Source organism: Nonomuraea sp. NPDC049684 (assembly GCF_044465345.1).
Taxonomy (GTDB): domain Bacteria; phylum Actinomycetota; class Actinomycetes; order Streptosporangiales; family Streptosporangiaceae; genus Nonomuraea.
The window spans coordinates 220,579-247,220 of record NZ_JBITLO010000013.1; the positions used below are offsets into that span (position 1 = coordinate 220,579).

The 26,642-nt window shown below is 72.8% G+C and carries 26 protein-coding genes and 2 pseudogenes; 18 read left to right on the forward strand and 10 right to left on the reverse strand.

All coding sequences use genetic code 11. From position 1 onward, the window contains the following. Nucleotides 1-69: 69 nt before the first annotated feature. Genes ACIBST_RS34765 through ACIBST_RS34795 form a run of 7 tightly spaced genes read left to right on the forward strand, consistent with a single transcriptional unit; the run spans nucleotide 70 to nucleotide 6,924 of the window. Nucleotides 70-1,215: an inositol-3-phosphate synthase gene (locus tag ACIBST_RS34765; protein WP_397177827.1), complete on the forward strand. Its 1,146-nt coding sequence runs from the start codon at nucleotides 70-72 to the stop codon at nucleotides 1,213-1,215. Then, nucleotides 1,212-2,108: an SCO3242 family prenyltransferase gene (locus ACIBST_RS34770; protein ID WP_397177828.1), complete on the forward strand. Its 897-nt coding sequence runs from the start codon at nucleotides 1,212-1,214 to the stop codon at nucleotides 2,106-2,108. Before ACIBST_RS34765 ends, ACIBST_RS34770 begins: the two co-directional genes overlap by 4 nt. Beyond that, complete coding sequence (locus tag ACIBST_RS34775; RefSeq protein WP_397177829.1) at nucleotides 2,105-2,956, forward strand: sugar phosphate isomerase/epimerase family protein; 852 nt, start codon at nucleotides 2,105-2,107, stop codon at nucleotides 2,954-2,956. The genes ACIBST_RS34770 and ACIBST_RS34775 overlap by 4 nt, the downstream gene beginning before the upstream one ends. Continuing rightward, entirely contained in the window at nucleotides 2,953-3,570 is a 618-nt protein-coding gene (locus ACIBST_RS34780) for an EboA domain-containing protein (RefSeq protein WP_397177830.1), read from the forward strand. The genes ACIBST_RS34775 and ACIBST_RS34780 overlap by 4 nt, the downstream gene beginning before the upstream one ends. Beyond that, complete coding sequence (locus ACIBST_RS34785; protein WP_364419974.1) at nucleotides 3,570-4,421, forward strand: TatD family hydrolase; 852 nt, start codon at nucleotides 3,570-3,572, stop codon at nucleotides 4,419-4,421. Before ACIBST_RS34780 ends, ACIBST_RS34785 begins: the two co-directional genes overlap by 1 nt. Continuing rightward, the gene (gene eboE, locus ACIBST_RS34790) at nucleotides 4,421-5,548 is read left to right on the forward strand and encodes a metabolite traffic protein EboE (RefSeq protein WP_397177831.1); all 1,128 of its coding nucleotides are present in this window, start codon (nucleotides 4,421-4,423) and stop codon (nucleotides 5,546-5,548) included. The genes ACIBST_RS34785 and eboE overlap by 1 nt, the downstream gene beginning before the upstream one ends. Next, nucleotides 5,545-6,924 carry a nucleotide pyrophosphatase/phosphodiesterase family protein gene (locus ACIBST_RS34795; RefSeq protein ID WP_397177832.1) on the forward strand — a complete coding sequence of 460 codons (1,380 nt, stop codon included), beginning with the start codon at nucleotides 5,545-5,547 and terminating at the stop codon, nucleotides 6,922-6,924. Before eboE ends, ACIBST_RS34795 begins: the two co-directional genes overlap by 4 nt. On the opposite strand, the gene ACIBST_RS34800 is transcribed toward ACIBST_RS34795, so the two are convergent. Together ACIBST_RS34800 and xylB are read right to left on the reverse strand one after the other, a co-directional pair. Then, nucleotides 6,887-8,122 (reverse strand): ROK family protein, encoded by a 1,236-nt coding sequence (locus ACIBST_RS34800; RefSeq protein ID WP_397177833.1) that lies wholly within the window; start codon nucleotides 8,120-8,122, stop codon nucleotides 6,887-6,889. The genes ACIBST_RS34795 and ACIBST_RS34800 overlap by 38 nt on opposite strands. Before the next feature lie 138 nt (nucleotides 8,123-8,260). Continuing rightward, nucleotides 8,261-9,715, reverse strand: coding sequence for a xylulokinase (gene xylB, locus ACIBST_RS34805; RefSeq protein ID WP_397177834.1), 1,455 nt, complete (start codon nucleotides 9,713-9,715; stop codon nucleotides 8,261-8,263). Between the two features lie 111 nt (nucleotides 9,716-9,826). Between xylB and xylA the strand changes: the two genes are divergently transcribed. Then, complete coding sequence (xylA, locus tag ACIBST_RS34810; RefSeq protein ID WP_397177835.1) at nucleotides 9,827-10,999, forward strand: xylose isomerase; 1,173 nt, start codon at nucleotides 9,827-9,829, stop codon at nucleotides 10,997-10,999. Nucleotides 11,000-11,530: 531 nt separating this feature from the next. Here xylA and ACIBST_RS34815 read toward each other — a convergent pair. Further along, the gene (locus ACIBST_RS34815; RefSeq protein WP_397177836.1) at nucleotides 11,531-12,184 is read right to left on the reverse strand and encodes a TetR/AcrR family transcriptional regulator; all 654 of its coding nucleotides are present in this window, start codon (nucleotides 12,182-12,184) and stop codon (nucleotides 11,531-11,533) included. A 132-nt stretch (nucleotides 12,185-12,316) separates the two neighbouring features. Here ACIBST_RS34815 and ACIBST_RS34820 point away from each other — a divergent pair, with 132 nt between their 5' ends. The 3 genes from ACIBST_RS34820 to ACIBST_RS34830 all read left to right on the forward strand — a co-directional run bounded on the left by ACIBST_RS34820 (nucleotide 12,317) and on the right by ACIBST_RS34830 (nucleotide 15,580). Then, nucleotides 12,317-13,279: an alpha/beta hydrolase gene (locus ACIBST_RS34820; protein WP_397177837.1), complete on the forward strand. Its 963-nt coding sequence runs from the start codon at nucleotides 12,317-12,319 to the stop codon at nucleotides 13,277-13,279. 10 nt (nucleotides 13,280-13,289) lie between these two features. After that, entirely contained in the window at nucleotides 13,290-14,267 is a 978-nt protein-coding gene (locus tag ACIBST_RS34825; protein WP_397177838.1) for an aldo/keto reductase, read from the forward strand. 263 nt (nucleotides 14,268-14,530) lie between these two features. Then, on the forward strand, nucleotides 14,531-15,580 hold the full coding sequence (locus ACIBST_RS34830) for a MalY/PatB family protein (protein ID WP_397177839.1): 1,050 nt from the start codon (nucleotides 14,531-14,533) through the stop codon (nucleotides 15,578-15,580). 384 nt (nucleotides 15,581-15,964) lie between these two features. Here the strand turns inward: ACIBST_RS34830 and ACIBST_RS34835 are convergent, their stop codons facing one another. Continuing rightward, the gene (locus ACIBST_RS34835) at nucleotides 15,965-16,201 is read right to left on the reverse strand and encodes a hypothetical protein (RefSeq protein WP_397177840.1); all 237 of its coding nucleotides are present in this window, start codon (nucleotides 16,199-16,201) and stop codon (nucleotides 15,965-15,967) included. Nucleotides 16,202-16,226: 25 nt separating this feature from the next. Here ACIBST_RS34835 and ACIBST_RS34840 point away from each other — a divergent pair, with 25 nt between their 5' ends. After that, complete coding sequence (locus ACIBST_RS34840; protein ID WP_397177841.1) at nucleotides 16,227-16,379, forward strand: hypothetical protein; 153 nt, start codon at nucleotides 16,227-16,229, stop codon at nucleotides 16,377-16,379. Nucleotides 16,380-16,414: 35 nt separating this feature from the next. On the opposite strand, the gene ACIBST_RS34845 is transcribed toward ACIBST_RS34840, so the two are convergent. After that, the gene (locus ACIBST_RS34845; protein WP_397177842.1) at nucleotides 16,415-17,131 is read right to left on the reverse strand and encodes a TetR/AcrR family transcriptional regulator; all 717 of its coding nucleotides are present in this window, start codon (nucleotides 17,129-17,131) and stop codon (nucleotides 16,415-16,417) included. A gap of 192 nt (nucleotides 17,132-17,323) precedes the next feature. Here ACIBST_RS34845 and ACIBST_RS34850 point away from each other — a divergent pair, with 192 nt between their 5' ends. The 4 genes from ACIBST_RS34850 to ACIBST_RS34865 all read left to right on the forward strand — a co-directional run bounded on the left by ACIBST_RS34850 (nucleotide 17,324) and on the right by ACIBST_RS34865 (nucleotide 20,098). After that, complete coding sequence (locus tag ACIBST_RS34850) at nucleotides 17,324-18,067, forward strand: siderophore-interacting protein (RefSeq protein WP_397177843.1); 744 nt, start codon at nucleotides 17,324-17,326, stop codon at nucleotides 18,065-18,067. Between the two features lie 19 nt (nucleotides 18,068-18,086). Continuing rightward, nucleotides 18,087-19,190 (forward strand): FAD-dependent monooxygenase, encoded by a 1,104-nt coding sequence (locus ACIBST_RS34855; RefSeq protein WP_397177844.1) that lies wholly within the window; start codon nucleotides 18,087-18,089, stop codon nucleotides 19,188-19,190. Beyond that, the gene (locus ACIBST_RS34860) at nucleotides 19,190-19,627 is read left to right on the forward strand and encodes a DUF6640 family protein (RefSeq protein ID WP_397177845.1); all 438 of its coding nucleotides are present in this window, start codon (nucleotides 19,190-19,192) and stop codon (nucleotides 19,625-19,627) included. The genes ACIBST_RS34855 and ACIBST_RS34860 overlap by 1 nt, the downstream gene beginning before the upstream one ends. A gap of 66 nt (nucleotides 19,628-19,693) precedes the next feature. Further along, nucleotides 19,694-20,098, forward strand: a complete 405-nt coding sequence (locus ACIBST_RS34865) for a hypothetical protein (RefSeq protein ID WP_397177846.1) — start codon at nucleotides 19,694-19,696, stop codon at nucleotides 20,096-20,098. A gap of 460 nt (nucleotides 20,099-20,558) precedes the next feature. Here ACIBST_RS34865 and ACIBST_RS34870 read toward each other — a convergent pair. Both ACIBST_RS34870 and ACIBST_RS34875 read right to left on the reverse strand, forming a co-directional pair. Continuing rightward, nucleotides 20,559-20,764 (reverse strand): annotated as a pseudogene (locus ACIBST_RS34870) (HTH domain-containing protein); the annotation flags it as partial. Between the two features lie 17 nt (nucleotides 20,765-20,781). Continuing rightward, complete coding sequence (locus ACIBST_RS34875) at nucleotides 20,782-22,629, reverse strand: zinc-binding dehydrogenase (protein ID WP_397177847.1); 1,848 nt, start codon at nucleotides 22,627-22,629, stop codon at nucleotides 20,782-20,784. Nucleotides 22,630-22,818: 189 nt separating this feature from the next. On the opposite strand from ACIBST_RS34875, the gene ACIBST_RS34880 reads away from it, so the two are divergent. Continuing rightward, complete coding sequence (locus tag ACIBST_RS34880) at nucleotides 22,819-22,974, forward strand: hypothetical protein (RefSeq protein ID WP_397177848.1); 156 nt, start codon at nucleotides 22,819-22,821, stop codon at nucleotides 22,972-22,974. 717 nt (nucleotides 22,975-23,691) lie between these two features. Here the strand turns inward: ACIBST_RS34880 and ACIBST_RS34885 are convergent. The 3 genes and pseudogenes from ACIBST_RS34885 to ACIBST_RS34895 all read right to left on the reverse strand — a co-directional run bounded on the left by ACIBST_RS34885 (nucleotide 23,692) and on the right by ACIBST_RS34895 (nucleotide 25,321). Next, the gene (locus ACIBST_RS34885) at nucleotides 23,692-24,102 is read right to left on the reverse strand and encodes a hypothetical protein (protein WP_397177849.1); all 411 of its coding nucleotides are present in this window, start codon (nucleotides 24,100-24,102) and stop codon (nucleotides 23,692-23,694) included. A gap of 151 nt (nucleotides 24,103-24,253) precedes the next feature. Then, nucleotides 24,254-24,604 (reverse strand): annotated as a pseudogene (locus ACIBST_RS34890) (SDR family NAD(P)-dependent oxidoreductase); the annotation flags it as partial. Nucleotides 24,605-24,667: 63 nt separating this feature from the next. Further along, nucleotides 24,668-25,321, reverse strand: a complete 654-nt coding sequence (locus tag ACIBST_RS34895) for a GntR family transcriptional regulator (RefSeq protein ID WP_358287399.1) — start codon at nucleotides 25,319-25,321, stop codon at nucleotides 24,668-24,670. Nucleotides 25,322-25,425: 104 nt separating this feature from the next. Between ACIBST_RS34895 and ACIBST_RS34900 the strand changes: the two genes are divergently transcribed. Further along, on the forward strand, nucleotides 25,426-26,571 hold the full coding sequence (locus ACIBST_RS34900; RefSeq protein WP_397177850.1) for an aminotransferase class V-fold PLP-dependent enzyme: 1,146 nt from the start codon (nucleotides 25,426-25,428) through the stop codon (nucleotides 26,569-26,571). Nucleotides 26,572-26,642: the final 71 nt, after the last annotated feature.

Consider the following 26,642-nt stretch of genomic DNA (forward strand, 5'->3'; position numbering starts at 1 on the left):
CGCCTCGCCGGGACGGCGGCACCGCCGTCCCGGCTGACCGATCGCGAGAAGAACAGCGAGAGGAAAGCAATGAGAACGGGATTATGGCTGATCGGGGCACGAGGATCGGTCGCGGTCACCAGCATGATCGGCGCACTGGCGATCCGGGCCGGCCTGGCCGCGCCGACCGGATGCGTCCTGGAGACGCCGGAACTGCGCCATGACGCCCTGCCCGGCATCGGGGACCTGGTCTTCGGCGGCCACGACATCTCCTCCACACCCCTGGACAAGAAGGCGGCCGCGCTGGCCGAGGCGGGAGTCGTCCCGGACGGGCTGGCGAGCGCGGTGCAGGACGCGCTGCTCGGCATCGAGCAGGACGTGCGGCCGCTGCCGGTCGCCGCGACGCAGGGCGAGACCGCCCGCGCCATCGCCGCCGACCTCGACCGGTTCCGCGCCGGGCACGACCTGGACCGGGTCGTCGTGATCAACGTCTCCACCACGGAACCGGCGCCGTCACCGCACCTGGCGCACGCCGACCTCGACGCCCTGCGTTCCGCGCTGGACGGTCCGGACCCGGTTCTCCCGCCCAGTGCCCTGGCCGCCTACGCCGCGCTGTCCGCCGGCTGCCCGTACGTCGACTTCACGCCCTCCACCGGCGCCCGCCTGCCCGCCCTCGACGCCCTGGCCCGCGAGAAGGCCCTCCCGTACGGCGGCCACGACGGCAAGACCGGCGAGACCCTGGTCAAGTCGGTGCTCGCCCCGATGTTCGCCCAGCGCAACCTGAAGGTGCGCACCTGGTCCGGGATCAACCTGCTGGGCGGCGGTGACGGCGCGAACCTGGCGGATCCGGCCGCCAACGCGGCAAAGGCCGCCAGCAAGCAGCGCGTGCTCCCCGAGACGCTCGGTTACGTCCCGCAGGGTGACACCCGGATCGACTTCGTCGAGGACCTCGACGACTTCAAGACCGCCTGGGACCTGATCTCCTTCGAGGGCTTCCTCGGCACCCGCATGCGAATGGAGTTCACCTGGCACGGCTGCGACTCCGCCCTGGCCGCGCCGCTCATCCTGGACCTGGCACGGCTGACCGCCGCCGCCCACCGGGCCGGGCGCACGGGCCCGCTCACGGAACTCGCCTTCTTCTTCAAGGACCCCCTCGGAGAGGTGCCTCACGGGCTGGCCGAGCAGTGGCAGTCGTTGCGGGCCGCCGTCGAAGCGTACGCGAGCGCCCCGCGATGACGGCGCCGCGAGACCTGCTGGACCTGGTCCGGGCTCCTGCCGCGCTGTCGGTCCCCGGCGACGTGATCGCCGGGGCGGCCGCCGGTGGGGTGCTCGGCCGCCGCACCGTCGGCCTGGCCTGCGCCTCGGTCTGCCTGTACTGGGCGGGAATGGCGGCCAACGACTGGGCCGACCGGCGTCTCGACGCCGTCGAACGCCCGGAACGTCCCATCCCCTCAGGGCGGGTGCCCGCCGGAGCGGCTCTCGGCGTCGCGGTGGGCCTCACCGCTGCCGGGCTCGCCGTGGCCGGGCTCGCGGGCGGCCGGCGGGCCCTGGCGGTCGCCGTGCCCTTGGCCGCCGCCGTCTGGGGGTACGACGTCGCCGCCAAGGGCACCCGTGCCGGTCCCCTGACCATGGCGCTCTGCCGTGCCCTCGACGTCCTCCTCGGCGCCGCCCCCGCCCTTTCCACCAGGCATGTCGCGGACGCGTTGCCTGCCGCGGTCACGGTCGGCGCGCACACGTACCTGCTGACCGCGCTCTCGCGGGCGGAGGTGTCGGGCACCGGTCCGCGCCTGCCCGCGCTCACCCTCTCAGGAACCGTCGCGCTCGCCGCCGTCACCGCCCGCGGCGGCGCGAGCCCCGATCGGGCGGCCGTCACCATCCGCACCGGCGTGAGCCTCACGCAGCCGGCCCTCGCCGCCTGGTACGCCGCGCAGTTCGGGCTCTCCCAGGCCCGCGCGGTCGCCGACCCCCGCGCGGGCCGGGTGCGCGACGCGGTCAGCGCGGGCATCGTCAGCCTGCCCGCCCTCCAGGCGGCACTCACCGCGCGCGCCGGCGCGGCCCGCCTCGCGCTCGCCCTCTGGGCGGCGGTCCCGCTGGCCCGGCGCCTGGTCAGAAGGATCTCCGCGACATGACGCGATTCGGCTACGGCACCAACGGCTTCGCCAACCACCGCCTGACCGACGCCCTCGACGTCATCGCCGGCCTCGGCTACGAGGGTGTGGCCCTGACGCTCGACCACTGCCACCTCGACCCGTACGCCGACGGCCTGGCACGGCGCGTGGCGCGGGTCGCCGACCGGCTGCGCGACCTCGGCCTGGCGGTGGTCGTCGAGACCGGCGCGCGTTACCTGCTCGACCCGCGCCGCAAGCACGCCCCGACCCTGCTGGACGACGACCGCGACCGCCGGGTGGACTTCCTGAGCCGCGCCGTCGCCGTCGGCGCGGATCTCGGGGCTGAGGCGGTGTCGTTCTGGTCTGGCGTACGCCCGGCCGGCGTCGACCGGGCCACCGCCTGGGATCGGCTGGTCGACGGCTGCGGGCGGGTTCTCGACGCCGCGCGGCGGGCCGGCGTGCCGCTGGGGTTCGAGCCCGAGCCGGGCATGCTCGTCGAGACGATCGCCGGCTGGCGGACGCTGCACCAGGCGCTCGGCTCCCCGGACGGCTTCGGCATCACCCTGGACATCGGGCACTGCCGCTGCAACGAGCCCCAGCCGGTGCCCGACTGCGTCGCCGCCCTCGCCGGGCACCTGGTCAACGTACAGATCGACGACATGCGGCGCGGCGTGCACGAACACCTGGAGCTCGGCGAAGGGGAGATCGACTTCCCGCCAGTGCTGCGGGCGCTCGCCGACGCGGGCTACCGGGGCCTGGTCGCGGTCGAGCTGCCCCGGCACAGCCACGCCGCGCCCGTCGTGGCCGCGCGTTCGATCGAGTTCCTGCGCGACGCCGAGCGGGCCTCCAACGAAGGAAGGACGGCATGACAGGTCCGGAGCGGCTGCGCGCCGCGCTTCGGGAGACGCTGCGGGAGACCTCTCGGGCGGAATGGGTGGACGCCGCGCTCGCCGAGGCGGGCGAGCGGCCCGAGACGATCAGCCGGTCCTTCGCCCAGGCCGGACGGCGGGCCGGGCGCACCCCGCTGCCCGGCGTGCCCGGCTGGACGGCGGACGAGGCCACCCGCGCGCTGCTGCTGGCCGCGCTGCCGCCGGACCGGGCCGAGGCCGGGATCGCCGACCTCTACCACCACGGCGACGCCGACGAGAAGCGGGCCGCGCTCAAGGCCCTGCCGATGCTCGCCGTCGGCGTAGCGGGCCTGCCGCTCCTGCACGACGCCATCCGCACGAACGACGCCCGCCTGCTGGCCGCCGCGCTCGGCCCCTACGCCCGTCACCTCGACCAGGCCGCCTGGCGGCAGGCGGTGCTCAAGTGCGTCTTCATGGGCGTGCCGCTGATCGCCGTGGACGGGCTGGAGGAGCGGGCCGACCGTGAGCTGGCGGAGATGCTGGCCGCGTTCGCCGACGAGCGCGCGGCCGCGGGACGCCCGATGCCCGCCGACGCCGCCGCCCTGCTCGACCGTCTGACCCGCGAGGAGTCCTGATGCGCATCTTCGACCCGCACATCCACATGACGTCCCGCACCACCGACGACTACGCGCGGATGGCCGCCGCCGGCGTCCGGGCCGTCGTGGAGCCCGCCTTCTGGCTGGGCCAGCCGCGCACCGGCCCCGGCTCCTTCACCGACTACTTCGACTCGCTGATCGGCTGGGAGCCGTACCGGGCGGCGCAGTTCGGCGTCGTCCACCACGCGACGATCGCGCTGAACCCCAAGGAGGCCAACGACCCGCGCTGCCGTCCCGTTCTCGACCTGCTGCCGCGTTACCTGGACAAGGACCGGGTCGTCGCGGTCGGCGAGATCGGCTACGACTCGATGACCCCGGAGGAGGACGACGCCTTCGAGCGGCAGCTCGGCCTCGCCGTCGAGCACGACCTGCCGGCGCTCGTGCACACCCCGCACCGCGACAAGGCCGCCGGCACGCGGCGCACGCTGGAGGTCGTCGCCGCCTCCGGCATCGCGCCCGAGCGGGTCGCCGTGGACCACCTCAATGAGGTCACCGTCGAGATGGTCCGCGAGGCCGGATGCTGGACGGGCTTCTCCATCTACCCCGAGACGAAGATGTCGCCGCCCCGCATGGTGGAGATCCTGCGGCGGTACGGCCCCGACCGGATGCTGGTCAACTCCGCCGCCGACTGGGGCGTCTCCGACCCGCTGCTCACGCTGGAGACCGGGAGGGCCATGCTGGCGGCCGGGTTCACCGACGACGACGTCGACCGGGTGTTGTGGCGCAACCCCGTCGAGTTCTACGGCCAGTCGGGACGGCTCGACCTGACCGGCTCCGCCTCGGGCGGGGAAACCTTCGAAGGCAGCTCCATCAAGCGCGGCGGCAGCTGATGCGGCTCCGCCACGCGGGAGGAACCCCGCTGCACCTGTCCTACTGCACCAACGTGCACGCCGCCGAGGACCTCGACGGCATCCTTGCCCAGCTCGACGTCTACGCGGTCCCGATCCGCGCCCGCCTCGGCACGGACGTCCTCGGGCTCGGGCTCTGGCTGGCCGCGCCCGTCGCCGCCGCCCTGGCCGCCGACCCCGCCCTGCGGGCCCGCCTGCGCCGCGAGCTGTCCGCACGGGGGTTGGAGGTGGTCACGCTCAACGGCTTCCCCTACCGCTCCTTCCAGGACCCGGTCGTCAAGCACGCCGTCTACCGTCCCGACTGGACCACCCGGGACCGCCTGACGTACACGCTGGACCTGGCGCTCGTCCTCGCCGACCTGCTTCCCGACGACGCGGCCCGTGGGTCGGTCTCGACGCTGCCGCTCGCCTGGCGCGACCCGTGGGACACCGCGACCGCCGACCGCGCCGCCCGCCGTCTCGACCGGCTCGCCGCCGGCCTGGCCGCCGTCGAGTCCGCCACCGGGCGGCCGGTACGCGTGGGGTTCGAACCCGAACCCGGCTGCGTCGTGGAGACGACCGCCCAGGCGGTGGCCCGGCTCGCCGACGTCGACCGCGACCGGCTCGGCGTCTGCCTGGACCTGGCCCACCTGGCCTGCGCCTGGGAGGATCCGGCCGACGCGCTGAAAGAGCTGGGCCGCGCCGGCCTGCCGGTCGTCAAGGTCCAGCTCTCCGCCGCCCTGGAGTCCGCCGAGCCCGACGTCCTGCGCGAGTACGCCGAGCCGCGCTTCCTGCACCAGACGCGCAACCCGGCGGGGGAGTCCGCCGACGACCTCGACGAGGCGTTCGAACGGTCGCTGCCCGGACCGTGGCGGGTCCACTACCACGTCCCCCTCCACGTCACGCCGGCCGCGCCGCTGGCCACGACCGTCCCCGTGCTGCGCGCGGCGCTCGCGGAGCTCCTCGGCGGGCCGCGGCCGCTCTGCGACCACTTCGACGTGGAGACCTACACCTGGGGGGTGCTGCCGCCCGCGCTGCGTCCGCGGAGCCCTGAGCAGCTCGCCGCCGGTATCGCCGGGGAGCTGGACTTCGCCCGTGCCGAGCTGCACAAGCTGGGAGTGACCTCATGACATCGCTGCTGGTCCTGGACGTGGTGGGGCTGACCCCTCGGCTGCTGGCGCACATGCCGCGGCTGCGGGCCGTCGCCGAGGGCGGCTTCCAGGCCGAACTCGGCACCGTCCTGCCCGCCGTCACCTGCTCGGTCCAGTCCACGTTCCTCACCGGCCTGCCGCCCTCCGGCCATGGCGTCGTCGGCAACGGCTGGTACTTCCGCGACCTCGGCGAGGTCCTGCTGTGGCGGCAGCACAACGCGCTCGTCGGCGGGGAGAAGGTGTGGCAGGGCGCCCGCCGCGAGCGGCCCGGCCTCACGGTGGCGAACGTGTGCTGGTGGTACGCGATGGGCGCCGACGTCGACTGGACGGTCACCCCCCGGCCGATCTACCACGCCGACGGGCGCAAGGAGGCCGACTGCTACACCCACCCGCCGGAGCTGCACGACGAGCTCACCGCGGAGCTGGGCACGTTCCCCCTGTTCACCTACTGGGGCCCCGGGGCGGGCCTTGCCTCCTCGGCCTGGATCTGCCGCGCCACCCAGCACGTCATGACCGCGCACGACCCCGACCTGACCCTGGCCTACATCCCGCATCTCGACTACGACCTGCAACGGTACGGCCCGTCCGACCCGCGCGCCGCCGCGGCGGCCGCCGAGCTGGACACAGTGCTGACGCCGTTGCTGGACACCGCCGCGGTGGCGGGCCGGACGGTCGTCGTGCTGTCGGAGTACGGCATCACCGACGTCTCCCGCCCGGTCGACGTCAACCGGACGCTCCGCGCGGAGGGGTTCCTGCACGTCCACACCCAGGCCGGCATGGAGTACCTGGACCCGTGGACGTCGCGCGCGTTCGCCGTCGCCGACCACCAGGTGGCGCACGTCTACGTGGCCGACCCCGCCGACGTGCCGGCCGTCGCCGAGCTCTGCGCCGCCCTTCCCGGCGTCGCCGAGGTGCTCGACGACGCGGGGAAGAAGGCGTACGGCCTGGACCACCCCCGCTCCGGCGACATGGTCCTGCTCGCCGAGCCCGAGGCGTGGTTCACCTACTACTACTGGCTCGACGACGCCCGCGCACCCGACTTCGCCCGCCTCGTCGACATCCACCGCAAGCCCGGCTACGACCCGGCCGAGCTCTTCTTCGACCCGGCGAACCCCGGCGCCGCCAAGCGCAGGGCCGGGGTGGCGCTGCTGCGCAAGAAGCTCGGCCTGCGCTACCTCATGAACGTCGTCGGCCTCGACCAGGGCGCCCGCGCCGTACGCGGCTCGCACGGGCTGCTCCCCGCCGATGCCGCCGACGGGCCGGTGCTGCTCTGCTCGGACCCGTCCCTGGGCAAGGACCGGTTCGAGGCGACGGAGGTCAAGGACCTGCTGCTGCGCCTTTGCCGCCTGCCTTGAGCCGGGCCGGATTGTCGAGACACGCCTGCACGACCGAGTTGGCCGCGCCGAGCAGCGGCCCGTCCGAGCCCAGGCGCGAGACGATCACCGCGCCCTGGCCCACGCGGCCCGGATCCATGACCCGGCGGTCCAGCTCCCGCTCCAGGGCGGGCAGCAGCCACGGCAGCAGCGGGGAGTGCCCGCCGCCGAGGATCACCTTCTGCGGATCGAGGAGGTTCACGACGCCGGCGAGGGCGATGCCGAGTGCCTTGCCGGCCTCGCGCAGGGCACGCCGTACCTGCTGGTCGCCCTCGCGGGCGCGTTCCGCCAGAAAGGCGATGCGGCCGCCCGGACCCGGATGCAGGGCCGCGACCCGCGCCGGATCGACGCCGCTCGACCGCAGCAGGGCTTCCTCGCCCGCGTATCGCTCCAGGCAGCCTCGGCCGCCGCAGGCGCACGCCGGGCCTTCGGGGCGTACCGGAACATGGCCGAGTTCCCCCGTGAAGCCGTGCGTCCCGCGCAACAGGCGTCCGTCGATGACGATGGCCGCACCGATGCCGATCTCCGCGGAGACGTGCACGAAGTTGCGGAGGGAAGGGTCGTGCGCCCCGAGCCACAGTTCGGCGAGCGCGCCGTGGTTGGCCTCGTTGTCGACCGTCAGCGGGAGAGCGGGGAGCGCGGGGGCGAGGTCCACGCCTTCCCAGCCCAGGTTGGGGGCGCGTACCACGGACGACGACCCGCGCGCCACCAGGCCGGGCACCGCGACGGCGAGCCCCGCCGGTCGTAGCCCCTGGCCCTCCGCCTCCGCGGAGACCTTCCGGACGAGCCTCGCGAGGTCGCGCAGCACGGGCCCCGGCTCGCGCCCCCGGTTGGCGGCCTCGTACGTGACCCGCGCCCGCACCCGCCCGCTGAGGTCCACCGCGCACACGGCGAGGCGATCGACCCCGATCTCCGCCCCGAGACCCGCCGGTCCCTGGTCGTTGAGCTGCAGCGCGCTGCCGGGACGTCCTACGGTTCCCGGGCGCGACGGTCCCAGCTCCACGAGCAGCCCGTCGCGGATCAGCTCGTCGACGAGCGTCGACACGGCGGCCCGCGTCAAGCCGATGTGGGCCGCGACGGAAGCGCGGGACAGCGGGCCGAGCCGAGCCACGGCGTGCGCGACGAGCGAGAGGTTGCGCCGGCGCATCTCCTGCTGGGTGATGGACGGTGGCTCTGACACCTGGACTCCTCTAGACCGGTCGTCGTGTCTCTCCGGCTCCGTGCCACCGGGGGTGGCGGAGGCGGCTCGTGTGGAGAGACCCGGACTCCGCGGTGCGAAGTGAGAACCGCCAGGTGTCAGGCTACGGCGCGGGCGGCCTCATCCACGCCGCAGCAGTCCTTCCGCCCCGGACATGACCTCGCTGATGCGGTGCGACGCCTCGTCGTCGCGCTGGACCGGCTCGTACAGGGCGCCCTCGGCGGTGGCCCAGCCGAGCGCCACCGCCGCCGGGTCGGCGCCGAGCAGCAGCCCGGCGGCCTGCGCGGCGGCTCCCAGGGCGACCAGTTCCCTGGCCTCCGGCACCTGGACGGGACGGCCGCTGAGCCTGCGGACGGTCTCGCGCCAGGCCGTGCCCCTGGCGCCGCCGCCGATGAGCAGGATGGGGGCGTCCGGCGAGGCGTCCTCGTCGAGGACCCGGTCCAGGGCGGCGAGCAGGGCGAAGACGGCGCCGTCGTACGCGGCCTGGAGCACCTGCCCGGGTGTCGTGTCGTGGCGCAGCCCGTACAGCAGCCCGGAGGCCAGGGGCAGGTCGGGCGTGCGCTCGCCGTCGAGGAAGGGGAGCAGGACGGCCGAGCCGCCCTGCTCGACCGCCTCGCGGTCGCGGCCGAGGAGGCCGGCGATCTTGTCCACGGCCAGCGTGCAGTTGAGCGTGCAGGCGAGCGGCAGCCAAGCGTCGCGGGCATCGGCGAACCCCGAGACGATCCCCGTCGGGTCGGCGGGTCTGCGGGCAGTGACGGCGTAGACCGTGCCGGAGGTCCCGAGGCTGAGCACCGGCCGCCCCGGACGCAGCCCGAGCCCGAGTGCCGCCGCCATGTTGTCGCCGGTGCCCGCCGCGACCAGCGTGCCGGGCGCCAAGGGCAGGCCGGGCAGGTTCCGTACGGTCCCGGCCGCCGCGCCCTGCGGCAGGAGCCGCGGCAACAGCTCGGGGGAGAGCCCGACGTGCTCCAGGATCTCCTCGTCGTACGTCCCGGAGGCGGCCGCCCACCAGCCGGTGCCCGAGGCGTCGCCGCGGTCGGTCGTGCCCTGCCCGGTGAGCCGTTCGGTCAGGTAGTCGTGGGGGAGGCGGACGGCCGCGGTCGCGCGGACCGCCTCCGGCTCGTTCTCGCGCAGCCAGGCCCACTTCGTGACCGTGAACGACGGCGCGGGAACGCTGCCGGTCCTCTCCGCCCACGCCTGGGGGCCGCCCAGCTCGCCGATGAGCCGGTCGCGCTGGGGGGAGGAGCGGACGTCGTTCCACAGCAGCGCGGGACGTACCGGGCGGCCGGAGCGGTCCAGCGTGACGAGCCCGTGCTGCTGGCCGGCGATGGAGACGGCGGCGGCCCGCGAGGCGTACGGTCCGCACTGGGCGAGCGCCTCCCGCAGCGCCGCCCACCACTGCTCGGGGTCGCTCTCCTTGCCGTCGCCCGTGGGCCCGCCGCTCATGGTGTGCGGGGCCTGTCCCCGCGCGACCACGGCGCCGGTAGCGGCATCGACGACCAGCGCCTTCGTCGATTGCGTGGAGCTGTCCACGCCGATGACCAGGGGGCCTTCCTGCACGGGTACGGCTGCCGCCATCTGTTCGCCCTCGCGTCCTTCGTCTCGAACCCGGGATGCGGATGAAGGGTTCCCCGGGACGTCTCAATGTACTAATTTGTCAATCGGCATGACAAATGGCAGGGAGGCAGCATGAGTTACACCCCCACCCCGGAGGACCGGTTCAGCTTCGGCCTGTGGACGGTCGGCTGGGAGGGAAGGGACCCCTTCGGTGAGGCCACCCGGCAGGCCCTCGATCCCGCCGAGACCGTGCGACGGCTCGCCGGTCTCGGCGTCTACGGCGTGACGTTCCACGACGACGACCTCATCCCGTTCGGCTCCTCCGACGCCGAGCGCGAAGAGCACATCAAGCGGTTCCGCAAGGCCCTGGACGAGACCGGTCTCGTCGTCCCCATGGCCACGACGAACCTCTTCACCCAGCCCGTCTTCAAGGACGGCGCCTTCACGGCCAACGACCGGGACGTGCGCCGCTACGCGCTGCGCAAGACCATCCGCAACATCGATCTCGCCGCCGAGCTCGGCGCGAAGACGTACGTCGCCTGGGGAGGCCGCGAAGGCGCGGAGAGCGGCGCCGCCAAGGACGTCCGCACCGCGCTGGAGCGGATGAAGGAGGCCTTCGACGTGCTCGGCGCGCACGTCGTCGAGCAGGGCTACGACATGCGCTTCGCCATCGAGCCGAAGCCGAACGAGCCGCGCGGCGACATGATCCTGCCGACCATCGGACACGTCCTGGCCTTCATCGAGCAGCTGGAACGGCCCGACATGTACGGCGTCAACCCCGAGGTCGGCCACGAGCAGATGGCGGGGCTGAACTTCCCGCACGGCATCGCGCAGGCGTTGTGGGCGGGCAAGCTCTTCCACATCGACCTCAACGGCCAGAACGGCATCAAGTACGACCAGGACCTGCGCTTCGGGGCCGGTGACCTGAGGGCCGCCTTCTGGCTGGTGGACCTGCTGGAGACCGGCGGCTACGACGGCCCCCGCCACTTCGACTTCAAGCCGCCGCGGACCGAGGACATCGACGGCGTCTGGGCCTCGGCCGCCGGCTGCATGCGCAACTACCTGATCCTCAAGGAGCGGGCCGCGGCCTTCCGCGCCGACCCGGAGGTACAGGAGGCCCTGCGTGCCTCACGCCTGGACGAACTCGCGCTGACGACACTGGGCGAGGGCGAGACCGTGGCCGACTTCCTCGCGGACCGCACCGCCTACGAGGACTTCGACGTGAAGGCCGCCGCGGAGCGCGGGATGGCGTTCGAACGCCTGGACCAGCTCGCCATGGACCACCTGTTGGCCGCGCGGGGCTGAGACGCTCGACCTCGGTTCGGCCGTCTCGAAGGCGGGATGGCCGAACCCGCTGCCTGGACTGCCGCAGGGCAGCCACCTGACCGCCGCCGTCAGCCGGCGCGGTCGAGGACGTTCGCGCGCGCCTCGGCGTACCGCTCGCGGATCGCCGGCGCGGCGCGTGGTGCAGCCGGGCGATGGCCTCGGCTGCTGTGAGCATGGCCGGCGGGACGCCCCTGCTGTCGCCGGAGCGCCCGGCGACGCCGGGCACCTGCACGCGTGCGCGCAGCACGCCACGCCCGCCGGTCACCACTGTGGCCCGGCCAGGGTAGCCGATCACCACGCCATCCACAGGGGGCGGCGCGCTGTCCCGTCTCAGGTCGTGATCGGCGATCCGGTCCCCGGTCGACGAAGACGTCGCGCGGGGCCTCGTTGAGGTAGAGGAAGCGGGTGGTGTTCGCGGGGCGGCCAGGGTGCCCGGCCCCCGCTCCGCCCCCTCGCCCTCCTGCACCGGGCCTGCGGCGGTGGCGCGACCCGACCGCGTGGTCCAGCACGTCAGGGGATCTGGGTCTCGATGTGGGCGAGTTGGGCGGCGAGGGTCTCTTCGAATGCGGCGCGGCGGTCTGCTCCGAGGGGGCGGATGTCGCGGGCGAAGTGGGCCAGGGCGGGGAAGCGTTCGGGGTCGGCGCCGAGCACCGCGACGCGGAACTGCTCCATGGCCTGTTCGTACTCCTTGGGGGTGATGGTGCTGATACCGGCCTCGGAGGCGATCAGCGCGGAGAGGAGGATCACGATGCGGTGGTATCGCACCGGGATCTCCTCGTCGGGCAGGCCGGACGTGCGCAGGGCCTGCAGCAGTTCCTCCATGACCAATCGGGATCCGGCGCCGCCTGACCCATAGCGTCCCCACACCGTGGCGAGTTGGAGTTGCTCGCCGAAGGCCTCGCGCAGGCGCAGGGCCAGGGCGGTGATGCGCTGCTTCCAGTCGCCCTCGGGGCGGTAGCCGTCCATGGCGGCCAGCAGGACCCGGTCGGCGACCGCGCGCAGCAGTTCGGTCTTGTTGCGGAAATGCCGGTAGAGGCTGGAGGAGTCAGTCCCGAGCACCGCTGCGAGCTTGCGCACGCTGAACGACTCGGCGTCACCCGTGCGCAGCAGTTCCGCCGCCGTGTCCAGGATCTCCTCGGTCGACCATCGCCGTCGGCCAGTCATCTCGCCCCTCTCGTCCGAACTCAGCCTAACTTATGCACTTGGTGATGCACGCACCGCGTGCATAATGGGGGCAACGCACTGTCCAGCCATAACGGCACACCCGGCATCCGGCCGGGAGGGGGAGAAGGACACATGAGTGAGACCACCATTGCGACACGGCCGCCGGAGCCGGACTTCTCGGCAATCACGGCCGAGGAACTGCGCGCCTACCGCGACGCAGAGAACCGCTGGCGGGCGTCCGGCACGGCTCGGGCAATCCTCGGGGAACCGGATCCCGGCGCCGCGATCGTCTGGCAGCAGGTGGCACTGCCCGGCCGCGACCTCCCGGTCCGGGTGTACCGGCCGGTGTCGACGGGAGACGGCGAAGCCGGCACCCCAACCGACCTGCCACTCGTGGTCCATGTGCACGGAGGCGGCTTCGTGGGCACGGCGGCGCAGTGCGACTGGACCAACAGCCACCTCGCCGCGGGACTGCCCGCCCTCGTCGTCTCGGTCGAGCACCGCCTGCTCGCCCCCGGCAGCCCGCTCGCGAACGCCGCCGACGACGGCTGGGACGTGCTCCAGCACGTGCTGCGGCACGCCGCGCAGTGGGGCGTCGCCCCTGCGCGCGCGGCCGTCTTCGGCGAGAGCTGCGGCGCGCTGATCAGCGCGCTGGCGGCCATCCGGGCCAGGGAGGCCGGCCTGGAACTCAAGGCGCAGGTGCTGGTCAACCCCGTGGTCGACGTGACCGAGACGATGTTCGACCATCCCTCGACAACCGAGTACGCATACAGCCCGACCCGGGCCCTGCCGCAACTGCGGCTCATCCAGCGGCTCGCCGTCCCGCCGAGAGCCGACGCCGGCCCGGTCTCGCCGCTGTACGCGGACGACCTGAGCGGGCTCGCCCCGGCGCTCGTGGTGGTGCCCACCCGGGACGCGGTCGCCGACCACGGCCGCCGCTACGCCGAGCAACTGCGCGAGGCGGGGACCCCCGTGCGGCTCACCGAATACCCGGGAGCAAAGCACGCGTTCCTCACCTTGCCCGGCGTGGAACCACAGGCCGAAACCGCCCGGGCGGAGATCCTCGCGTTCCTCCGCGCGGCTCTGGCGAAGTGACGGAGGGACAATGCTCGTCACTCTTGGACCTGACGGCCCGGCGGTCTCCCGACTCGGCCTCGGCTGCATGAGCATGACCGGAACCTACGGCCCCGCCGACCCGCACGAGGCCTCAGCCACCCTGCTGGAGGCCCTCGATTCGGGCGTCACCATGTTCGACACCGGCGACTTCTACGGCGACGGAGCGAACGAGGAACTCCTCGGCCAGACCCTCGCACCGCACCGCGACCGCGTCGTGCTGGCCACCAAGACCGGAGTCCGCCGCACCGCCGAGGGCCTGGTCCCCGCCGGCTCACCAGGCGATCTGCGGCGGGCCTGCGAAGCGTCATTGCGCCGGCTGCGCACCGATCACATCGACCTGTACTACCTCGCCCGCATCGACCCCGCCGTCCCCGTCGAGGAGTCCGTCGGTACCCTGGCCGACCTGGTCGCCCAGGGCAAGGTGGGCCACATCGGCCTGTCCGAGGTGTCGGCCACCACGCTTCGCCGCGCCCACGCCATCCATCCGATCAGCGCCGTCCAGACCGAGTACTCACTGTGGGAACGCCATGTCGAACACGACATCCTGCCCACGATCCGCAGTCTGGGCGCCACCCTGATCGCCTACAGCCCTCTCGGCCGCGGCCTGCTCACCGGGGCTGTCCGCGCCACCACGCGCTACGAACCCGGCGACTTCCGCGCCACCGCCCCTCGCTACAACGGCGACGACCTCACGGCCAACCTGGCCATCGTCGACGCCATCGCCCACCTCGCCGCTGCCAAGAGCGTCACCCCCGCCCAGATCGCCCTCGCCTGGCTCCTCACCCGCGGCAGCGACGTCATCCCCATCCCGGGCAGCTCCCGCCGCCCCCACCTGCGCGACAACCTGGCCGCGCTCGACCTGCACCTGACCGCCGCCGACCTCGCCGCCATCGACGCCGCCGTCCCCGACACCGGGGCCCAGGGCGCCCGATACAGCGACCACGGCATCGCCCTGATCGACCAGTGAAGAGAGAAGCACCGACGAACCCAGCCATGCACGATCACCGCTCAGAACGATGTCGCAGGCCTTGCGCTCACTGTCCTCGCGACGATCGCCACGTACGTCGACCGCGACGCCACCCAGCCGCTGGCCGATCACATCTTCCATCGGCCCCCTGAGGGACAGGAGAAGCCATGTTTGACGACCTTGACCTTTCATCGTTGGCCCGTCGCCCCGGAGTGAAGTGGAGCCGGGCCGAGCCGGGTGTGCTGCCGGCATGGATCGCGGAGATGGACTTCCCGCCGGCCCCCGCCGTGCAGGAGGCCCTCATGCGGTGTGTGCAGGAGGACCTGGGATACCCCTCGTGGGACGGGCGCCCCGAGCAGATCCCCCTGCGGGCCGCCTTCGCCGAGCGCATGCGCGAACGCCACGGCTGGGTGCTCGACCCCGGCCACGTCCGGGAGTTCACCGACATCAACCAGGGGCTCCAGGCCGTCCTGCGTGTCGCCACGCGCCCCGGCGACGGCGTCGCCCTGCACACTCCGGCGTATCCGCCGTTCCTGGAAACGGTGACGGGCATGGAGCGGCGCCTGCACCCCATCCCGTACGTCCTTCAGGACGAAGGCTGGGTCTTCGACGCCGAGCGGCTCGACCGGGAGCTGGCCGACGGCGGCTGCCGGGTGCTGCTGCTGGTGAACCCGCACAACCCCACCGGGCGTGTGCTACGCCGCCAGGAGCTGGAGACGGTCGCCGAACTGGCCCGGCGCCACGACCTGCTGGTCATATCCGACGAGATCCATGCCGACCTCGTGCACAGCCCGCACCGGCACATCCCCTTTGCCTCCCTGTCGCCCGAGGCGGCCGCCCGGACAGTGACTCTGACCTCCGCGACCAAGGCGTTCAACGTGCCGGGGGTACGCTGCGCCGTCGCGCACATCGGCGCGGCCGACGTGCGCGTGGCCCTTTCGGGCCCGACCCATCTGTACGGCGAGCCCAACACCTTCGGCGTGGCCGCCACCTTGGCAGCTTGGCGGGACGGTGACTCCTGGCTGTCACAGCTGCGGCCGGTCCTGGACCGGAACGCCGCGCTGGTGCATGAGGGGCTGCCGCGCGGCATCGGATACCGCGTCCCGGAGGCCGGCTTTCTCGCCTGGCTGGACTGCCGCGCCCTCGATCTCCCCACCGACCCGCACACATTCTTTCTGGACAAGGCCCGTGTCCTGCTGAATGACGGCCGGACCTTCGGTCCCGGCGGCGAGGGCTTCGTCAGGCTCAACTTCGGCACGTCACTGGACCTCCTGCGGGACATCCTGGGCCGTATGCGCGAGGCCGTGGGCTGACCGCGCCCTCCGGGCGAGCCGACCGCGGACGCCCACGCGAGTCGTCACTCGTGGGCCACCGGCCATGACATTGCCCCCGACGCCGCCGACCGGTATGTGCGCGATCATCCCCACCGGTAAACGCAAGGGCCAGAACCCATCCGTCGCCAGAATTCACCGGGCGCTGGCCGAGCACGCCAAGCGGGAGGCGTGGGCCGAGACGGCGCGCTTCACGGGGGACGCCGCGGTCCGGCGCCGCGCCCGGTCCGGTGACTCCTGCCGGAACGCCCCCGCCCCTTCCCTCTTGTAGCGGTTGGCGGAACCGCCGGCCAATTGGCGGAACCGCCGGCCAACACACAGCGCCCCAGCCCGCCTGAGGCGGACCGGGCGTTGTCGTGTGCGGAGTCAGGTGCGGGTGTGGTTCAGCCGCAGTGCACGTTGTTGAGCTTGACGCTCGTCCATGACGGCGAGGTCCCCACGACATCGAGGCAGTGGCCGGGTGCTGAGATGCACACCGACCCGGGCGTAGTACTTGTAGTTTCCGGCGTCGCTGGACTTCCTGCTGTCGTCGCCCCGGGAGATCACGACGCCCTTCCATCTGGTGTTGGCGTAGGGGCCGTCGCCGTAGGAAATGCAGGCCATCGTCCCGGCCCATCTGATGGGCCGCGTGGCCTTCACTTCCCGCATGCTCGCCATGTGCGCCGCCCCGTGCGGTGCCTTCCTCGGCAGCTGGCTGGCCACCTCGTATGACCTGCACACTCCGCTCTACGTCGCCGCCGGCCTGCTGCTCCCCATGACCGTCGTCACCGCGTCCAGGTGACGGGCTCCTGGCGCGTTCCCGACGACCGGTCGTAGTCATGCCGCCGCGTCGTCGATGCCGAGGGTGACCGCCAGGTCGTGCAGGCACTGTTCGAAGACGGGCTCCATGTCGGTGTAGGCGAAGTCCAGTTGGTGCAGGACTTCCATGCACAGCAGGCCGTACAGCCTGATCCAGCACGACAGGAAGACGTGTGCGGCCTCGGGCGGCAGTCGTCCGTCGATGCTGGCCGCGTAGGCGGTCAGCTGCTCGCGCAGGGAGGCGGGCAGGTCGGCCAGGTCGGGCACCGGGAACGGTCGTGTTCGCCACAGCTCGACCGTCAGGTCGAGCAGGACCTGCTCGAAACGCAGGGCGGCCCGGTGACGCACCGAGCCGGCGTCGCGGTTCGGCGCGGCGATGGGGCTGGCGAAGATCCAGCCGAACTCGGCGGGATGGGCGACGGCCCAGGCGCGCATGGCCCGGCAGACGGCCAGCAGGCGGTCGCCGGTCGGCGCGCCGGCGCGGGCGTCGCGGGCCTGCGCCATGGCGGCGGCCAGTTCGCGGAAGAAGTCCGCGGTGACCGCGCCGACCAGCTCGTCGTGTCCGGCGTAGTAGTGGTAGAGAGCCGGGCCGCTCATGCCGACCTGCCGGGCGACCGCGTTGATGGTCACCGCGGCCGATCCCTGTTCGACCAGCAGCCTGCGCGCGGCCGCGTGGATCTCCTCCAGGGTGGCCTGGCGCAACCGTTCCCGCCTGCTGGTGTGTGCGGACATCATCACCTCTCGTGTCGCTCCGTGGCCGCCGTTGACATCTTAGGGCATCTATGTTTCCTTAATGGCTCTAAATAACTTAGAGCCCGTAAGGAGCAGATATGTGGTGGATCCTTCTGGCGGTGATGGTGCTGATCACGGCCGTGTGGTGGCGGATGTCCAGATCCGCTCACGTCCGGCGAAGCAAGGACTCCTGACATGGCCCGCCTGATACGCGACCGCTTGTCCGGCAAGTACGCCATGGAGGCGACCGTCACCGTCGCCGAGCAGGTCAACCCGGCCATGCGCCGGATCCGGCTGGAAACCGACCAGCCTGTCGCCTTCCCCTACACGCCTGGCCAGCACGTCAGAATCCAGCTGCAGGACCCGCTGTCGGTGTCGGGCATCCTGCGCCCGGCCGAGACGCTGCGCACGTACACGATCTGGGACCTCGCCCCCGGCAGGAAGGCGATCGAACTGCGCGTCCACCTGTACGCGGGCGACGGCATCGGACTGCAGTGGGCACAGGCGGCACGGCCCGGGAACCGCGTGACCTTCTGGTGGCCGCAAAGCGACTTCTTCACCCGCGAGGCCGACTACCACGTGTTCATCGGAGAGGAGACCGCCGGCGCCGCCTTCGGACCGATGATCAGAGCGCTGGGAACGTCGGCCCGGATGTACGGCGTCCTGGAGAGCGAGACCCCCGAGCACGACCTGGCCATGCCCGGGACGCCACCGCTGCGCCGCGTCCACCGCCGCGGCGCCCCCGCCGCCGCCTCCCCGGTGCTGCTCGCCGCTGTGGCCGAACTCGACCTGCCGGGCAACGCCGGAGCCGCCTACGTGGCCGGCGAGGCCAGAACCTGCCAGCTGGTGCGCGACTTCCTCGTACGCGAACGCAACTGGCCACGAGCCTCGATCAAGACCAAGCCGTTCTGGGCCCCGGGCAAGCGCGGCCTGCACTGACCGTCAAGGAGACCCGAACATGAAAGTGACCATCGTAGGAGGCGGCATCGGCGGGCTCGCCACGGCCGTCGCCTTCCATCGGCGCGGCTGGCAGGTGGAAGTCCTCGAACGCGCTGCCGAGTTCACCGAGGTGGGCGCGGGACTGACCATCCAGCCCAACGGCCTGCGCGCGCTGGACGCCATCGGCCTGGGCGACCGCCTGCGCGCCGGCGGCCCGGCCGACCCGCTCGCGGGCATCCGCAGCAGGCGCGGCGACTGGCTGATCCGCAACGACGTCGACAGCCTCAAGCGCCGCTTCGGCCGGTGGGTGACCGTGCACCGGGCCGCCCTGGTCGACCTGCTGAGATCAGCCGTGCCGCCGGAGGCGCTGCGGCCCGGCGTCGACGTCCGGCACGTGCGGCCCGACGGCACGGTCCGCCACGACGGCGGCGCCTGCACCGCCGATCTCGTGGTGGGCGCCGACGGCGTGCACAGCCTGACCCGGCGCTCCCTCTGGCCCGATCTCCCCGGGCCGCGCTATGTCGGCTACACCACCTGGCGTCTCATCGCTCCGCCTCAGCCCATCGAGACAAGCGTGGAGACGTGGGGCAGGGGCGAACGGTTCGGGCAGGTGCCGATGCCCGATGGCCGCGTCTACTGCTACGTGATGGCCAACGCCCCGGCCGGCTCCCACGTCGGCCTGAACGAGCTGCGCGAACGCTTCGCCCGCTGGCACCGGCCCATCCCCGAGCTCCTCGACTCCACGCATGAGGAGGCGGTGCTGCAACACGACACCCACGAGCTCCCGATGCTGCCGACGTACGTCTCGGGGAACGTGGCCGTTCTCGGGGACGCGGCCCACGCCATGACGCCCAATCTGGGGCAGGGCGCCTGCCAGGCGCTGGAGGACGCGGTCACGCTCGCGCACGCGGTGGACACCCTCGGCGTACGCGAAGGGCTGGCGGCCTACGACCGCATCCGCAGGCCGCGTACCCAGCTGATCGTCCGCCGTTCCCGCCAGGCCGGCGCCGCCGCGCACTGGACCTCCACCCCGATGACCACCCTGCGGGACGCGGTCCTTCCGCTCCTCCCGAACGTGCTCTTCGCCCGCTCGCTCACCCCCGCCTACACCTGGACGATCTGATGCCCCTCCCACGAATCCTGATCATCGCCGTCGCAGCGATCACGACGGTCGGCGCCGTGCTCGCCGACCTGGCCATTCCCGGCCTCGCGGCACAGCACGCCTTCAACCCGGCCTGGCCGCCCCACGCCAAGTTCCATGACGCCCAATACATGGTGATGACCGTGCTTCTCGGCCTCACCGGCCTGGCCCTCGCGCTACGGCCGGCCCGGAACACGCTGCTGCACGCCGCCGCCGTCCTGGCCATCCCGTGGCTCGGCATGATCGGTGCGCTCCTGTTCCCCGGCACCGCCACCTACGACCCGGAGTTCGCCGACCGCACTGTCTTCGTCCTCGGTCTGCACGGGCAGGTCTTCATGGCGATCGTCCTGCTCGTGGCCCTGCTGGTCGCGACAGCGGCGACAATGCGCATGCCCGTGGTCTCCGCCGCCCGGCCATGAGGGCCGGCACAGCCCTGCCTGGTTAGGGGCTTCCAACAGATCCGGCGTCCCGACGATCACCAAGCAATGGCTAGATCACCCGCTGGAGAGCCGCCCTGGCGGCGGCAGGTCCGCACGATCAAGTCCGCCGTCCCGCACCAGCGGGTGATCTTCACGGTGCATGAGATGAAGCGCCTGGGGCGCGGCGCGGCCGAGTTGCTCTTCGCCGGCATGGCCGAATCCGAACGCGAGTACATCCGGGAGAAGTCTCCCGAGGGCCAGGCTTCAGCCCGCGAGCGCGGCCGCCATGGCGGCCGACCGAGGGTGTTCGACGACGACATGGTCGCTTATGCGCGCAGCCTGCGTGAGCGCGGGGTCCCGGTGCCGGAGATCGCGTCCGAGCTGGTCATCTCCACGGGCAAGAACAAGGGACGTCACCCGTCGTTGGCCAGTGTCCACCGGGTGCTGGCCAACGACGGGCCCGGCGCCTGACTGCGCGGCCTCGTGCCTCAGCTGCCTGGAGAGGCCGCTGTCTTCGGCCGAGGCGTCCCGGCTCGGCGCAGCACGACCCAGTTGCCCAGCCGGCTTCGGCCTGGACCGCGCTCCAGGCGCTACCCGATACGGTGATAGCGGTGGGCGTGTCCAGGAACAGCGGCCCGTCGGCGCCCAACTGGCTGGCCCAGATCAGCACGCCGTCGGCGGTCAGCACCCGGGTGATCTCGGCCGGAACAGCAGCGCGTCGACCAGGGCCACGGTGCCCGAGCCGAGCTCCAGCAGGTCCCGGACGGCAGCGGACCGCCGCGCGGGCCAGGGTGTCGGTTTCTCCAGCCCGGCCGGTGGCGTGCTCGGTGTCCCAGGCGGGCGACAACTGCTCGAACAGGCCGGCGACGAGGGAAGCCAGGTGGGGCGTCCACGCCGCCGGGTCGCCTGCGCTCTGGCGGGCCAGCCGGCGCAGCTCGGCGCCCGCGCCCAGGCGGTAGCCGCCGGCCACCCCGGGCGTGGCGTGCACCGGGTAGCCGGGCGAACGCAGGCGCTCGACGTCGTTCCGGATGGTCCTGGTCGAGACGCCGAGCGGGCGGGCAGCTCGGGTCCCGACCAGTCGCGGCGCGCCTGGAGGAGGGACAGCAGCTTGAGCAGGCGGGCCGAGGTTTCCAGCATGCGCACCAGCATGTCGGCTAATGCGGAAGGGATCCTTCCGTACTGACGACGATCTTGCCCAGGAAGTGGCCGTCCTGGCTGCGCCGGTGAGCGTCGGCGGCCCGCTCCAGCGGGAACACCTCGGCGACCGGGATGCGCACGCCCGCGCCCGCGGCCGCGCGCAGCGCCCGCGCCCGGGCGGCGGGGGAGGTGTCGCGGCCGGTCGAGAAGCGCACGCCCAGGCGGTTCGCCCCCGTCATGTCCGCGATCGTGACCACCTTGGCCGGGTCGCCGGTGCGCTTGACCGACAGGTCCAGCACGTCCCTGCCCGAGGCGTCCAGCACCCGGTCCACGGTGTGCGGCAGGCGCTCCTCCAAGCCCTCGCCGTAGACGACCGGCCGCACGCCGAGGCCGCGCAGGAACGCGTGATGGCGCTCGCTCGCGGTGCCGACCACCTCGGCGCCCGCGGCGCGGGCGAGCTGCGCGGCGGCCAGCCCGACGCCGCCCGCGACCGCGTGGATCAGCAGCGTGTGGCCCCTCTCGACGCCGAGTTCGCGCAGCGTGCGGGTGGCTGTCTCGACGGCCACCGGCAGCGCGGCGGCCTCCTCGTACGTGAGATCGTCCGGCTTGGCCACCAGGCCGTCCGCCTCGGCGATCGCGTACGCGGCCAGCGTGCCCGTTCCCTGGCCGTACACCGCGTCGCCCGGCCGCCAGGCGGTCACCCCCGGGCCGAGCGCGTCGACGGTGCCCGCCAGGTCCAGCCCGGTCCCCTGGGGACCGTCGATCGTGGCGCCGGGGAAGCCGGTGCGGAGCTTCCAGTCGATGGCGTTCACACCGCCCGCCCTGACCCGGACCCGCACCTGGCCGGCACCCGGCTGCGGGAGCGGGACCTCCTCCAGCTCCAGCACCTCGGGGCCACCGAGCCGGTGGTGGCGCACGGCCTCGGCGGTGACGAGCAGGACGGCCTTGCCGACGACCTCGCGCGCCTCCAGCGCGGCGTGCGACTCGGCCGCCCGCTCCAGCGGCAGTGCCAGGCCCACGGGGGTCGTCAGCCTGCCCGCCGCCAGCTCCTTCATGGTCAGCCCGGCCAGCCGCCCGAATTCGTCTGGGGCGAACTGCACCTGCTCCATCCCGACCAGGCGCACCCCGCGCCGCGCCGCCTCCGCCGGGTCGACAGGGGCGCCGGAACCGCTCCTCACCCCGTACGCGAAGAACCGCCCGCCGCGTTCCAGCAGCTCGAACGCGGCCCGGCCGATCTCGCCCCCGACCCCGTCGAACACCACGTCGAAGGGCCCCGAGACCTCCTCGTAGCCGACCGCCTCCGCCGCACCCGCCTCCAGGGCCGCCGCCCGCTTGGCCGGGCCGCGCGCCGCCGCCGTCACCCGGGCGCCGCCGGCGCGGGCGAGCTGGACGATCGGCAGGCCCAGCGCCCCACCGGCCCCGATGACCAGCACCCGCGCCCCCGGCTCCAGCCCGGCCGCCGCTACCAGTCTCAGTGCGGCGGGACCCACCTGGATCAGCGCCGCCGCCCGCCACAGCGGCACCCCCTCCGGCACCACCACGACGGTCTCTACCCCGGCCACGGCCAGTTCGGCGTACCCGCCGCCCCCCGGGAGCAGCGCGGCGACCCGCCGCCCCTCCCACGCGGGATCCACGCCGGCACCGGCCGCGAGCACCCGCCCGGCCACTCCGGTGCCCGGCACGAACGGCGGCCGGGCGGGGAACCAGTCCTTCCCCCACCCGGCACGCAACTGCGCGTCGATGGACATGACGTCCACCGCCGACACGCCGATCAGCACCTGCCCGGCCTCCGGGACGGGGGCGGGCGCCTGCGCGGCCACGAGCACCTCGGGACCGCCGAATTCCGTCACCTCAACAACGTTCATGACGCCGAGTCTGATACCTCAAGTGCGATTGAGGTCAACCGAAGAGCTGTGACCGGTTTGAAGGTGTCGTTGTTGGAACGGAACTTCACCACTCGCAGCAGCTTGGGCAGGCCGCGCCGATAGTGGTGGGAGTAGGAGCCACGCAGCTCGGTCCGCACCCGGGTGTCGCGAGGCGTCTACGGTGGGATCATGGGCGATGACGAGCCGAGGTTCGGCTACGGCCAAGGACAGCGGCCGCTGTGGAGCGAGCGCGATCGCGATGCCGAGCGAACCCGGGCCGCACTGCGTGCTGCCGGGCTGATGGAGTTCAGCGACAGCCGGGCCGGGTTCGTGGGGGAGGGCTAGGGCACAAGGTGCCCCTTCCTGGTGGCTTTCGCTGGGCCAGGGGGCGGGACCGGAGAGCAGGTTGCCGCGTATGCGGCGGCGCTGAGGGCGGTCGGGATGCGAGCCGAGCCCGACTCCGACGACGAGCAGGCTCTGCAGGTGTGGCCAGCCTGATGAGCGGTCGGCCGCCCTGGTGCCGTCAGCGGGGGCGGCGCCGCTGGATGGGGTCGGCCTCCACGGTGATGCGGGCGGAGGTCTCCTCGCCCAGGCGCACGTAGCGGCCGAGGCCGGCCAGGTGTCGTGGCGGCTTTTGGCCTGGAGTTCGGGCGCGGTGCGACCGGCTTGCGCGAGACGCTGCAACGCCGAAAGACGCAGCTGATGCAAAGTCCACCCCTGGCGGTGCGGGGCGAGCTCGGCCGAGGCGGTCTTGAACAGGTACTCGGCGCGCGGATAGGACAGGCGGCCCCGCCCGGTGACGGGACGGACGTCGCCGGACGCCGTCGCGCGGCGGCCGGAGGAAGGAGCGCGCCGGTCTGCCAGGAGCACCGGCTCGCAGATGCGGCCGCTCAGCAGTCGCGGCAGCAAGCGGGCCGTCGCGGTGGCCCAGTGCACGTACTCGATGGCGCCGCCCTTGGAGACGACTCGGGCGCGGCGGAGCTCCAGGTCGAGGTCCTCGACGTTGAGGGTGAGGATCTCCTCGGCGCGGGCGGCGGTGTCCTACAGGAGCCTCCACCGCAGTCATTCGCGCAGGGCGTGCTTGGGGTCGGTGAACAGCTTGTCCAGCCGGGCGGCGGGGATGGCGCGGTCGCCGCGCCGGGCGCTCTTGCGGCGTTCCAGCCGCCGGGCGGGGTTGGTGGCCAGCAGGTCCTGGCGCTGGGCCCAGGTGGTGAAGGAGACCAGCGCGGACAGGTGCCGGTCCCAGATGGCGGCGGCTGCGGCCGTCCAGCGGTGCATCACCGCGGCGTACTGCTCGGGCGTCACCGCGGCGTACTGCTTGGGCGTCACCGCGGCGTACTGCTTGGGCGTCAGCGCGGCGACCGGATACTGCGGCCCGGCTACGGCGGTCAGGCGGGCGAGGGGCTCGGCGTAGCCGGTGCGGGTGGTGGCCGCCTGCACCGACTCCAGGAAGCGATCGACCGCGGCCGTCATCGGCGAAGCGGGTGGGGGACCGGCAGCGGGGAGCGGCGGGCCGGGGAAGGACGCGACGGGCACGGGCGTCCTCCGGGCAGGCGATGTGACACATGATGCGGCCGTATTTCGCGGCTCGCATGAACGGGACGGCCGCCGGGCAGGCCAGGAAGGTCCCGACGACGTTGACCTCAAGGCAGCGCCGGAGCTGGGCCGCGCCGAGCTCGCCGACGTCGCCCCTGGCCTGGATCCCCGCACTGGTCACCAGAATGTCCAGGCGGCCGAATCGCTCGGCGACCTCACCCACCGCCCGGTGGACGCCGGCTTCGTCGCTGACGTCGCAGGCCAACGCCGAGGCGGCCCGGCCTGTGCGGGATGTGATGCGTGCCGCGGCCCGCTCGCCGGCCTCCCGCCGCCGGCTGACGAGCGCGACCGTCGAGCCGGCCTCCGCGAGGGGCGAGCGCGATGGCGAGCGCGATGGCGTGCCCCAGGCCTGAGGGGTCGCCGGTGACGATGGCGACATGTCCGTCCAGGTCGGTGCGGTGGGCCGGAGTCCTCCCGGTGATCTCCCTTTCCGAGCCGCGATCTACCGGGTGGGCCGGTGCGGGTCCTGGCCGAGGTAGGCGGCTCCGTTGACCCAGTTCTGGACGAGCCATCGCGCTCCCTCGGTGAGGTCTCCCTCCCGGATCGCGGCGAGGATACGGCGGTGTTCGTCGATGCTGCGCCGAGCCCGGTCGGGGCCGCCGAAATAGAGTACGTCGTAGCGCTTGAGCAGGGGCTTCGTCTGGGCGATGATCCGGATGAGGGGGGCGTTGGCGCAGGCCGAGAGCAACAGGTCGTGCCAGCGGTCGTCGAGCGCAGCCAACTCCTCTCCCCGCTCCAGGACGGCCTGCATCTCCTTGAGCTGCTCCTCCAGCCGGTCGACGAGTCCGAGCAGGTCCTGCGGCGCGGTCCACCGCAGGGCGAGGGCCTCCAACTCGCCTACCAGCGGATACAGCTTGCGGGCCTCGTCGATGTCCAGGGGCGGCACGCGGAAGCCACGCCGCGGCTGCGCGACCAGCAGGCCGCGGTCGGTGAGCTCCACGAGCGCCTCCCGCAGCGGCGTGCGGCTGACCCCCAGCTCGGCCGCCAGGTGGACCTCGTTGACGCGCCCCTCGGCGGGCAGGCGACCGTCCAGAATGCGTGCGGTGACCTGCTCCGATATGTCGCGCCGCAGCGGAGCCGTGTCGCTGTGGTTCATTCGCTCCCTCGTTTGCATACAACGTCTCATTACTGTATTCAGTTTACATGTTTTGCATGCAAGACGTTAAACGGGCTCGGGCCGACACGCCGGGCTGTACTCACGTGACCCACCTGGACAACGCGGGCACCTCGCTGCCTCCCGCGATCGTGACCGACACGGTGATCGCCCACCTGCGCGCCGAGGCGCTGCGCGGCGGCTACCGGGCGGCCGCTGATGCGGCGCCCCGGCTCGCCGCGGTCCGATCCTCCGTCGCTGCTCTGCTCAACGCAGCCGCCGAAGACATCGCACTGACCGACAACGCGACTCGAGCGTGGCAGGCGGTGTTCTACGCCTTGCCGTTCGGCCCCGGCGACCGCATCCTGACCTGCCGCGCCGAATACGCCAGCAACGTCATCGCCTTCCTCCAGGTGGCCGAGCGCACCGGGGCACGCGTCGAGGTGGTCGACGACGATGAAAGCGGCCAGATGGACGTGGAGGACTTGCGGCGCCGCATGGACGGGCGGGTACGCCTCATCGCGATCACCCACGTCCCCACTCAGGGCGGTCTCGTCAACCCCGCCGAGGAGGTGGGGCGGCTGGCCGAGGCGGCCGGCGTCCCGTTCCTGCTGGACGCCTGCCAGTCGGCCGGCCAGCTCGACCTGGACGTCGAGCGGCTGCACTGCGACGCCCTCAGCGCCCCGGGCCGCAAATACCTGCGGGGCCCCCGTGGCACGGGCTTCCTGTACGTGCGGCCCCGGCTGCGCGAGCAGATCCGGCCGGCCGTACTGGATCTACACTCCGCCACCTGGACCGGCCCAGACAGCTACGAGATCGACAAAACCGCGCGGATGTTCGAGACGTGGGAGCGCAACGTCGCCGCCACGCTCGGCCTGGGCGCCGCTGTCGATTACGCCCTGTCCCTGGGGCTGGGCAACATCGAGGAGCGGGTGCGCGACCTGGCGCGGCGGCTCCGGCAGGAGCTGCGGCAGGTGCCCGGCGTACGGGTCCACGACCAAGGCGTACGGCAGTGCGGCATCGTTACCTTCACCGTCGCGGGGATGCCCTCGGCCGACGTTCACCACAGGCTCGCCGAGTTGGACGTCAACACGTCGGTCTCGCTGCGAGAGTACGCTCGGTACGACATGGGCGCGCGGGGCCTGCCCGACCTGGTCCGCGCCTCGGTGCACTACTACAACACCGACGAAGAGCTGCGCCGACTTGTCGAAACCGTCGACGGACTTCGACGCCTAGCTAGCCGGTGGCGGTGATGTGGCTTTGACAGCGGCCAGGGTGCGTGAGGCGGCAGCAGGGGTGCGGCGTACGCATGTTCGACCAGGTT